11 protein-coding genes are annotated in these 9,639 nt (G+C 67.8%); 4 read left to right on the top strand and 7 right to left on the bottom strand.

Annotation, left to right across the window (positions count from 1 at the left end; translation table 11 throughout):
* Positions 1–53: 53 nt before the first annotated feature.
* Positions 54–398, bottom strand: coding sequence for a hypothetical protein (locus AC1VNX_RS16720; RefSeq protein WP_483157695.1), 345 nt, complete (start codon positions 396–398; stop codon positions 54–56).
* A gap of 202 nt (positions 399–600) precedes the next feature.
* Here AC1VNX_RS16720 and AC1VNX_RS16715 point away from each other — a divergent pair, with 202 nt between their 5' ends.
* The 3 genes from AC1VNX_RS16715 to AC1VNX_RS16705 are packed head-to-tail and all read left to right on the top strand — an operon-like array spanning position 601 to position 3,356.
* On the top strand, positions 601–1,278 hold the full coding sequence (locus tag AC1VNX_RS16715) for an HAD family hydrolase (RefSeq protein ID WP_483157694.1): 678 nt from the start codon (positions 601–603) through the stop codon (positions 1,276–1,278).
* Complete coding sequence (pgm, locus tag AC1VNX_RS16710; protein WP_483157693.1) at positions 1,275–2,930, top strand: phosphoglucomutase (alpha-D-glucose-1,6-bisphosphate-dependent); 1,656 nt, start codon at positions 1,275–1,277, stop codon at positions 2,928–2,930. The genes AC1VNX_RS16715 and pgm overlap by 4 nt, the downstream gene beginning before the upstream one ends.
* Before the next feature lie 6 nt (positions 2,931–2,936).
* Positions 2,937–3,356 carry a PPC domain-containing DNA-binding protein gene (locus AC1VNX_RS16705; RefSeq protein ID WP_483157692.1) on the top strand — a complete coding sequence of 140 codons (420 nt, stop codon included), beginning with the start codon at positions 2,937–2,939 and terminating at the stop codon, positions 3,354–3,356.
* Here the strand turns inward: AC1VNX_RS16705 and AC1VNX_RS16700 are convergent.
* From AC1VNX_RS16700 to AC1VNX_RS16685, 4 genes are all read right to left on the bottom strand, one after another.
* Complete coding sequence (locus tag AC1VNX_RS16700; RefSeq protein WP_483157691.1) at positions 3,322–4,683, bottom strand: homoserine dehydrogenase; 1,362 nt, start codon at positions 4,681–4,683, stop codon at positions 3,322–3,324. The two genes, AC1VNX_RS16705 and AC1VNX_RS16700, sit on opposite strands and share 35 nt — an antisense overlap.
* Before the next feature lie 271 nt (positions 4,684–4,954).
* A complete protein-coding gene (locus AC1VNX_RS16695; RefSeq protein ID WP_483157690.1) occupies positions 4,955–6,010 on the bottom strand; it encodes an amino acid ABC transporter permease in 1,056 nt (351 codons plus the stop codon).
* Positions 6,007–6,996 (bottom strand): amino acid ABC transporter permease, encoded by a 990-nt coding sequence (locus AC1VNX_RS16690; protein ID WP_483157689.1) that lies wholly within the window; start codon positions 6,994–6,996, stop codon positions 6,007–6,009. Before AC1VNX_RS16690 ends, AC1VNX_RS16695 begins: the two co-directional genes overlap by 4 nt.
* The gene (locus AC1VNX_RS16685) at positions 6,993–8,027 is read right to left on the bottom strand and encodes an amino acid ABC transporter substrate-binding protein (RefSeq protein ID WP_483157688.1); all 1,035 of its coding nucleotides are present in this window, start codon (positions 8,025–8,027) and stop codon (positions 6,993–6,995) included. The genes AC1VNX_RS16690 and AC1VNX_RS16685 overlap by 4 nt, the downstream gene beginning before the upstream one ends.
* Positions 8,028–8,197: 170 nt before the next feature.
* Between AC1VNX_RS16685 and AC1VNX_RS16680 the strand changes: the two genes are divergently transcribed.
* The gene (locus AC1VNX_RS16680; protein WP_093073981.1) at positions 8,198–8,593 is read left to right on the top strand and encodes a DoxX family protein; all 396 of its coding nucleotides are present in this window, start codon (positions 8,198–8,200) and stop codon (positions 8,591–8,593) included.
* A gap of 19 nt (positions 8,594–8,612) precedes the next feature.
* Here the strand turns inward: AC1VNX_RS16680 and def are convergent, their stop codons facing one another.
* Together def and AC1VNX_RS16670 are read right to left on the bottom strand one after the other, a co-directional pair.
* Positions 8,613–9,152, bottom strand: coding sequence for a peptide deformylase (gene def, locus AC1VNX_RS16675; RefSeq protein ID WP_483157687.1), 540 nt, complete (start codon positions 9,150–9,152; stop codon positions 8,613–8,615).
* 45 nt (positions 9,153–9,197) lie between these two features.
* Positions 9,198–9,614: a hypothetical protein gene (locus AC1VNX_RS16670; protein ID WP_483157686.1), complete on the bottom strand. Its 417-nt coding sequence runs from the start codon at positions 9,612–9,614 to the stop codon at positions 9,198–9,200.
* Positions 9,615–9,639 lie beyond the last annotated feature (25 nt).

The raw sequence follows: 9,639 nt of genomic DNA, 5'->3' as shown, positions 1-9,639 counted from the left end.
CGTAACAACACCTTCGTATACATCGTGGCGACGTGCCGCCCGGCGAGGATTCGCTAGCCACAGTACGCACCGACCACCCGGCCAGTGGGCTCGACCTGCACGTTGAGCCGCATCATGTCCTGCGCCTGATCGGCGGGCTCGGTGGCCAGCACGGTGCGCGCCATCCGCGCGCCGGCGCGCTGGCGCATTTCCTCCAGCAGCTGCGGGGTAATGCGCAACCCCAGCCCGAAGCGAACGGATGGTGCTTGGCAGGTTTCGGGCGGCGTGACGAAGCTCGGGGGTTCGGGCACTTCGGAGGTCAAGGGGCGGTCAGCGGGAGGCGACTGGCAGCCGGCCAGCGCGAGGCAAAGGCCCAGGGCCGCCATGCCGGGCAGGTGTCGACCGTTCGTGATGCGCATCTTTCTTGCTCCTTCTTTCTTCATTCTTCAAGCTGTGCGGAAGCTTATTCAACTCCGGGGACGGTCCTGTGGCGCAGGTTAAGCCAGCGGGCGGCGAAGCATCAACTAAATCACGAGGGTGCGGCCCGGCGTCGCATCCGAGGGGTATGCTGAAAGCAACGCGCGCGGTTCATTGCAGTCAAGGCCCTTCGGGCGCATATCCATGACACAAACCCCTGCCACGGTTTTCCTGATCGATGTCGACAACACCCTGCTCGACAACGACCGCGTCATCGCAGATCTCCACGAGCGCCTCGACCAGGCCCTCGGCGCCGAAATAGCCAGCCGCTACTGGACGGGCTTCGAGCAGCTGCGCGACGAGCTTGGCTATGTCGACTACCTCGGCGCGCTGCAGCGCTTTCGCGCCGGCGCAAGCCGCGGCGGCATGAGCGATCCGCGACTGCTGCGGATGTCGGAATTCCTGATCGACTACCCCTTCGCCGACAGGCTCTACCCCGGCGCGCTCGAAACGCTGAAGCACCTGCGCCGCCACGGCCCCACGGTGATCCTGTCGGACGGCGACGTGGTCTTCCAGCCGCGCAAGGTGCAGCGCTCGGGCCTGTGGGAGGCCACCGAAAGCCGAGTGCTGATCTACGTGCACAAGGAGGAGATGCTCGACCTCGTCGAACAGCAACACCCCGCGCGGCACTACGTGATGGTCGACGACAAGCTGCGCATCCTCTCGGCCATGAAAGCCATCTGGGGACCGCGTCTTACAACCGTCTTCGTGCGGCAAGGGCACTATGCGCTCGACGCCGGGGCCAACGCGGCCTACGCACCCGCCGACATCACCGTCGAGCGCATCTCGGATCTCATCAACTTCGACTTCCCATCCACATGAGCCAAGCAAGCAACCCTCTCGCGGGCAAGCCCGCACCCATCGAACTGCTGGTCGACGTGCCGCGCCTCGTCTCGGCCTACTACACCGGCCGGCCCGATCCGGCGATGCCTTCGCAACGCGTGGCCTTCGGCACCTCGGGGCACCGGGGTTCCTCCTTCGACGACGCCTTCAACGAATGGCACGTGCTCGCGATCAGCCAGGCCATCTGCGACTACCGCAGGCAGAAAGGCATCGACGGGCCGCTCTTCCTGGGCATCGACACGCACGCGCTTTCGACGCCGGCCTTCGGCAGTGCGGTCGAGGTGTTGGCGGCCAACGGCGTGGAGCTGATGATCTCCAAGGACGACGAGTACACGCCGACCCCAGCCGTGTCGCACGCGATCCTGGTCTACAACCGCGGCCGCACCACGGGTCTGGCCGACGGCATCGTCATCACGCCCTCGCACAACCCGCCCGAGAGCGGCGGCTTCAAGTACAACCCGCCCAACGGCGGACCGGCCGGCACCGACATCACTTCCGCCGTCGAGGCCGCCGCCAACAGGATGCTGGCGAACAGGCTCGAGGGCGTGAAGCGCATGCCGCTCGCGCAGGCGCTGCGCGCATCCACCACGCACCGCCATGACTACCTCAACACCTACGTCGAAGACCTCTCGCAGGTGCTCGACATGGACGCGATACGCGACGTGAACCTCGACCTAGGCGTCGACCCTTTGGGCGGCGCCGGCGTGCGCTACTGGCCCGCGATCGCCGAGCGCTACAAGCTCAAGCGCCTGAACGTGCTCAGCCGCGAGGTCGACCCGACCTTCCGCTTCATGTCGCTCGACTGGGATGGCCGCATCCGCATGGACCCGTCCTCGCCCGACGCGATGCACAAGCTGATCGAGCTGAAGGACCGCTTCGGCATCGCCTTCGCCTGCGACACCGACCACGACCGCCATGGCGTCGTTGCCGGCAGCACCGGGCTGATGCAGCCCAACAGCTATCTCGCGGTGATGATCGACTACCTCTACACGCACAGACCGAACTGGCCCGCGCAGGCGGCCATCGGCAAGACGGTGGTGAGCAGCCAGATGATCGACCGCGTCGCCAACCGGCTCGGCCGCAGGCTGCACGAGGTGCCGGTGGGCTTCAAGTGGTTCGTCGACGGGCTGGTCGACGCCTCGCTGGCTTTCGGCGGCGAGGAAAGCGCGGGCGCGACCTTCCTGCGCAAGGACGGCTCGGTATGGACCACCGACAAGGACGGCATGGTGCCCGCACTGCTCTCCGCCGAGATCGCCGCCCGTACCGGACGCGACCCGGGCGAACGTTATGCCGAGCTGACGCAGGCGCTGGGCAGGCCGGTGTCTAACCGGGTGGACGCGCCGGCCACGGTCGAGCAGAAGAAGCGGCTGTCCAGCCTGTCGCCGCAGCAGATCCACTCGACCGAGCTCGCGGGCGACAAGATCGTCGAGGTGCTGAGCCACGCACCGGGCAACGGCGCGGCCATCGGCGGCGTGAAGGTGGTGACCGCGAACGGCTGGTTCGCCGCGCGGCCCTCGGGCACGGAGAACATCTACAAGATCTACGGCGAGAGCTTCAAGGGCGAGGAGCATCTCGCGCGCATCCTCGAGGAGGCGCAGCAGGTGGTGGACGGCGCGCTCGCCGGGGGCTGAAGCCGCATGCGGACGCTGGTGCTGCGGCTGAACCCGGGCGACGACCTGCGGGCATCGCTCGATTCGGCGCTGGGCCGAAGCGGCAGTGAAGCGGCTTTCGTCGTGGCCGGCATCGGCAGCCTGAGCGGCGCGAACATCCGGTTCGCGGGTGCGCCGACGGCGGCACGCATCGAGGGCGACCTGGAAATCCTCACCCTGGCGGGCAGCCTGTCGCCGGACGGCTCGCATCTGCACATCAGCGTGTCGGACGCCGAGGGCCGTGTCTTCGGCGGACATGCTGCGCCGGGGTGCGCCGTGCGGACCACGGCGGAGATCCTCGTCGCCGTGCTGCCCGACTGGCAGTTCGCGCGAACGCACGATCCGCTCACCGGCTATGCCGAACTGAGCCCGCTCAGCCTTCCAGCGACTCCACGCGCAGGGTCGTGACCGCGCCCGCCGCCTCGGCGCGCGCCTGCAAGGCATGCACGGCGAGGTCGAGCGTGCCCTGCTCCACCGGTCCGGTTAGCACCAGCACCTGCGGCCCCAGGCCGGGCCGCTCAGCCGCCAGCGCGACTTGGCGCACGGGCACTTTCTGTTCCGAGAGACTGGCAGCGACCGCCTGGATCTGGTTGACCGCATGCACCGGCACGCGCAGGTAGTGCGAGGTATGGACGGCTGCGCGAGGCAGCACGGCGAGCGCGTTCGTCGCATGCGCATGCACGCCAAGATGCGGCACATGCTGCGCGGCATGCACGCCGTCGAGCCGCGCCACGTCGACCAGGTCGGCGATCACGGCGGAGGCGGTCTGCTCCGAGCCCGCTCCGGCGCCGTAGTACATCGTGAGGCCGGCCGCGTCGCTCTTGACCATGACGGCGTTCATCGAGCCGTTCACCTGCGCCATCAGGTGCGTGGCTGGCACGAGCACAGTCTGCACGCGCAGCTCGACGCCGGCCACCTGCCGGCGCGCCACGCCCAGCAGCTTGATGCGGTAGCCGAGCTGCTCGGCGCAGGCCACGTCCACGCCCTGCAGTGCGGTGATGCCCTCCACCTGCGCGTCGGCGAAGCGAAGCGGCATGCCGAAGGCGTTGGCGGCCAGCAGGGTCAGCTTGTGGGCGGCGTCGATGCCCTCGATGTCGAAGCTGGGGTCGGCTTCGGCATAGCCCAGCGCCTGCGCCTGCGCGAGCGCGGCGGCGAAGTCCAGGCTTTCGTCGCGCATCTTGCTCAGGATGAAGTTGGTGGTGCCGTTGATGATGCCGGCCACCCATTCGATGCGGTTGGCCGCGAGGCCCTCGCGCAACGCCTTGATGATGGGGATGCTGACGGCCACGGCGCCCTCGTAGGCCACGATCACGCCCTTCTCGCGCGCGGCCGCGAAGATCTCCGCGCCGTGCACGGCCAGCAGCGCCTTGTTGGCCGTGACCACGTGCTTGCCGTGCGCTATGGCGGCCAGCACCCAGTCGCGCGCCGGGCCGGTGCCGCCGGCCACTTCGACCACCACGTCGACATCGGGATGCGTGGCGACCTGCATCGCGTCGGCCGTCAGCGCGACGCCGTCTCCCACGATGCCGGCGGCGCGCTCCAGGTTGCGCGCGGCGACCATCACCAGCTCGATGGACCGGCCCGCCCGTGCGGCGATGTCGGCGCGGTTGCGCGCCAGCACGCGGAAGGTGCCCGAACCCACGGTGCCGATGCCGATCATCCCCACGCGCAGGGTACGAATGGCCGCCTGGCGGTGGTGCAAGGGCTCTAGGGATTCAACGGGATCGCGGTACATGGACAACTCCTGACGAAAAAACAAAACCCAGCTGCCAGAGCTGGGTTCATTCGTTCGGGGAGAGAGCGATACACCAGGTGGCTGCCGGAACGGCCACCTGCGCGTGCTCAGGTGGCCGCGGTGGTAATGGTGGTAATCATTCGGGCAACGACCATCGCCTGCGCGGAGGCAGGCGGCATCATCCGGCCCATGAGGACTGCGGGGGATACGAAGGGGAAGCGTTGGCTCGACATGAAGCCCCGGAGTGTACAGGAGCCGGGCGGCGCGCCGGTCAGGGCGCGGCCGACAGCCGCTTTTCGAGCCACACGCTGTAGCGCGAGAGCCCGAAGCACAGCACCCAGTACACCGCCGCGACGAAGAGATAGCCCTCGAGGTAGAACGGCCGCCACGTCGGGTCACCGCCCAGCGCCAGCCCCAGCGCGCCGGTCAGCTCGAAGAGGCCGACCACGGTGACCAGCGAGGTGTCCTTCAGCGTGCCGACCACGTTGTTGGTCAGCGCGGGTACGACGAGCCGCAGTGCCTGCGGCAGCACGATGTCGCGCTGCACCGGCCAGCGGCCGAAGCCCAGCGCCATCGCCACCTCGGTCTGCCCGCGCGGCACGGCCTGCAGGCCGCCGCGGATGATTTCCGCGAGATAGGCGGCCACGAAGAGAGCTAACCCCGCGAGCACCCGCACCAGCACGTCGGGCTGCCATCCGGCCGGCCACAGCAGCGGCAGCAGGAACGAAGCCATGAACAGTACCGAGATCAGCGGCACGCCGCGCACCAGCTCGATGTAGCTCGCACTCAGCGTGCGCGCCACGGGCCAGCCGGAACGCCGCCCCAGCGCCAGCAGCAGCGCCAGCGGAAATGCCAGCGCCAGTCCCACCACCGCGAGCCCGATGGTCAGCGGCAGGCCGCCCCATCGGCTGGTCGGCACCGAACTCAAACCCAGCACGCCACCGCGCATCAGCAGCACGAAGAGCAGCAGCGCGACGATCCACAACGGCACCAGCCACCAGCGCCAGCTGCGAGGCCAGGCGCTCAGCATCGTCACCGCCGACAGCACGACCACCGCGATGGCCGGGCGCCATTGCTCCTCGTACGGAAAGCGCCCGAACAGCATCGGCCGCCACTTCTCGGCCACCACGCCCCAGCAGGCGCCATGCCGCACCGCGCGGCAGGCCTCGGCGTCGGGCCTGAACACCGCATGCACGATGCCCCACTCGACGGCGTGGAAGCCGATCCACGCGAGCAGCGCCAGCAGAAGCAGCGTCGCCAGCGCGCGCAACGGCGAACCCCAGAGCTCGCTACGCCATGCGATGGGCCCCTGCGCGACGCTCCTCATCGCCAGCCTCGCAATGCGACGCGCGCGTTGTAGCGGTTCATGCCGAAGGAGATCAGCAACGACAGCATCAGGTAGACCGCCATGATGATCGCGATGCACTCGAAGGCCCGGCCGTTCGAGCCGATGGTGGTGTTGGCCACCGACACCAGTTCCGGATAACCCACCGCCACCGCCAGCGACGAGTTCTTCGTCAGGCTCAGGATCTGGTTGGTGAGCGAAGGCACGATCACCCGGAGCGCCTGCGGCAGCACGACGATGCGCAACTGCTGCACCGGCGACAGCCCCAGCGCCTGCCCCGCCAGCACCTGCCCCTGCGGCACCGACAGGATGCCCGCGCGCACGATCTCCGCCACGAAGGCGGCCGAATAGAGGCTCAGGCCGGCGACGATGGTCACGTACTCCGGGCTCAGCGCCGCGCCGCCGCTCACGCCGAAATCACCGCGCTCGGGAAGCTCGAAGTGCAGGCCGCCCTCGCCCATCATCGGCCACGGAACGCTGAGCCCGCCCTTGCTCAGCCACACGCCCGGCAGCAGCCGCACGGGCTCGGTCGGATCGGGCAGCAGGTTGGCCATAGCGAAGGCCAGCATCAGCAGCTGGACCAGCAGCGGCACGTTACGCACCAGCTCGACATACGCGGTGCAGATGCCGCGCAGCAGCACATGCGGCGCGAGCCGGCCGATGCCGATCAGCGTGCCCAGCACCACAGAGAAGATCGCTGCCGGCACCGCCGCGCGCACCGTGTTGATCAGCCCCGCGAGAAAGGCGCGCCAGAACGGCTGGCTGGCATCGAAGTCGAGCCAGCCTTCGCTGATGGAGAAGCCCGTGGGCTCGGTCAGGAAGTCGAAGCCCGAGCGCACGCCCCTGGCGCGCAGCACTTCGAGCGCGTGATGCACCACCCAGACAGCGCCGGCCACTACGGCCAGCACCAGCAGGGCCTGGACGGCCCAGGCCAGCCAGACCCCGCGGCGCGAGGCCCGGTCGTTCATCGAACTGGAGGTGCGTAGATCAGGCCGCCCTTGCTCCACAGATTGTTGGAGCCACGGGGCAGCTTCAGGACCGACTTGGGCCCGACGTTGCGCTCGAAGATCTCGCCGTAGTTGCCCACGGCCTTGATGGCTCGGAACGACCAATCCTTGTCCAGGCCAAGCAGCTTGCCGAGGTCTTCACCGCTGCCAAGCAGGCGCTGCTGCGCCGGGTCCTTGCTGTTGGCCTTGAGCTCGTCGGCGTTGGCCTGGGTGACACCGAACTCCTCGGCCTCGATGAGCGCGTTGGGCACCCACTTGGCGATGGCGAACCACTCGTCGTCGCCACGGCGCACCAGGGGCGCCAGCGGTTCCTTGGAGATCAGCTCGGGCAGGATGACGTAGTCGTCGGGGTTGGTCGCTTCCTTGTTGCGCAGGCCGGCCAACGCAGAGGCGTCGGTCGTGAAGGCCTGGCAGCGACCCGAGAAGAAGGCCTTGAACGAGGCTTCGAAGCTTTCGAAGACGACCGTCTTCACCGGGATGTTCTGGGCACGGAAGTAGTCGGAAACGTTCTTCTCGTTGGTGGTGCCCGACTGCGTGCAGATGGTCGCGTTCTTGAGCTGCTTGGCGCTCGTCACCTTGAGCTTCTTGGGCACCAGGAAGCCCTGGCCGTCGTAGTAGGTGATGGTGGTGAAGTTGAAGCCCAGCGAGGCGTCGCGCGTGAGCGTCCAAGTGGTATTGCGCGCGAGGATGTCGATTTCGCCTGCCTGCAGGGCCGAGAAGCGCTGCTGCGAGTTGAGGGGCACGAAGTCGACCTTCTTGCCGTCGCCGAGCACGGCCGCCGCGATGGCGCGGCAGGTGTCGACATCCAGGCCCGACCAGTTGCCCTGCGTGTCGGGTGCCGAGAAACCGGCCACGCCGTTGGTCACACCGCACTTGACGGTGCCGCGCTGCTTGACTGCGTCGAGCGTCTTGCCGGCGAAAGCCGGAGCGGTGAAGGCCAGGGCTGCGAGGCAGGCGCCCGCGAGCAGTGCCGGCCGGAATGGTTTGTTCATCATTGGTGTTCTCCTCAACAACGGTAAGCAAAAGGCAGTGTACGGGCCGACGCCTGACTCTGCCAAAGAACTCCGGGTTGGATGCATATGTGCCGCGCAAGACTGGATCGACAGGCCCGGGGTTCACTACCATACGGCCCTTCAACAACCACTCACTGGGAACCCACACAATGGTCAAATCCGACGACACCGGCAAGTTCATCCTGCGCGTTTCTCTCGGCGTGCTGATCCTCCTGCATGGCATCGCCAAGCTGCAAGGCGGCGTCGGCTTCATCTCGGGCATGCTGGCCCAGCACGGGCTGCCGGGCGCGCTGGCGTACCTGGTCTACATCGGAGAGGTGGTGGCGCCCGTGCTGCTGATCATCGGGCTCTATACGCGGCCGGCCGCGTGGATCGTGGTCATCAACATGCTGGTGGCATTCGCGCTGGTCCATATGAAGGACCTGACCTCGCTCGGCAAGCAAGGCGGCTGGGCGCTGGAACTGCAGGGCATGTTCCTGTTCGCGGCACTGGCCCTCGCCTTCATGGGCGGCGGCCGATTCGCTCTCAGCAGCAAATACAACTGAGACAGCTGAGCCGGCTGGCTCAATCGTCGTCGGCCGCATCGAGGCCCGGAAACAGGACCTCGGTGTAGCCGAATCGCGAGAAATCGCGCACCCGCATCGGGTACAGCTTGCCCAGCAGGTGATCGACTTCATGCTGCACCACGCGCGCATGAAAGCCGGTGGCGACCCGGTCGATCGGGTCGCCGTACGGATCGAAGCCGGTGTAGCGGATGCTGGCGAAGCGCGGCACCACGCCGCGCAGGCCCGGCACCGACAGGCACCCTTCCCAGCCCTCTTCCTCCTCGTCGCCCAAGGGCGTGATGACGGGGTTCAGCAGCACGGTGCGCGGCACCGGAGGCGCGTCGGGATAGCGCGGGTTCACGACGTCGGTACCGAAGATCACGAGCTGCTGGTCGACGCCGATCTGCGGCGCGGCAAGGCCGGCGCCATTGACAGCATGCATGGTCTCGAACATGTCGCGCACCAGCATGTGCAGCTCGTCGGTATCGAAGGCGGCGACCGGCTGCGCGATGCGCAGCAGCCGAGGGTCGCCCATTTTCAGGATTTCGCGGATGGCCATGGCGGGATTATCGCGATGGCCTCCGATCTCCACTCCCGAGGGGAATCAGGGAGGTGTCTGGTTTTTGGAGTCGGGCGATGTCCACAGGCGGGCATTGCCGCGCGGCGGCGTCGGGATGGAGCCCGGGCCACCACCCGTGACGGGCGGACGGGGAGGCACCACGACCGGCGGCACCGGCCGGCCACCACCGCCACCCCAGACCGGCGGGCGGGCCGGGTAGTTCGGCCGGTCATAGTAGGGCCTGTCGTAGTAGCGCGGACGCCGCTCGTAATAGCCGCCACCGTTGATGTAAACCGGCGCGGGCACGACCACCGGCGCGGGCTCGCTGTAGTAAGGCCCCGACGAATAACCCCCGCCATAGCCTCCGCCGTAGTAGGGATCGGCGGGCACGCCCACGCAGCCCGACAGCAGCACGACGCCGCCGACTGCAGCACAGGCACCGAGAATTCGAATTTTGTTCATGAGGGACTCTCCTTGTGGCCTTCAA

Source organism: Variovorax sp. TLI9-5A, from assembly GCF_056867935.1.
Note: the sequence above shows the minus strand (reverse complement) of the source record. Positions and strands in the feature narration are given on the sequence as shown.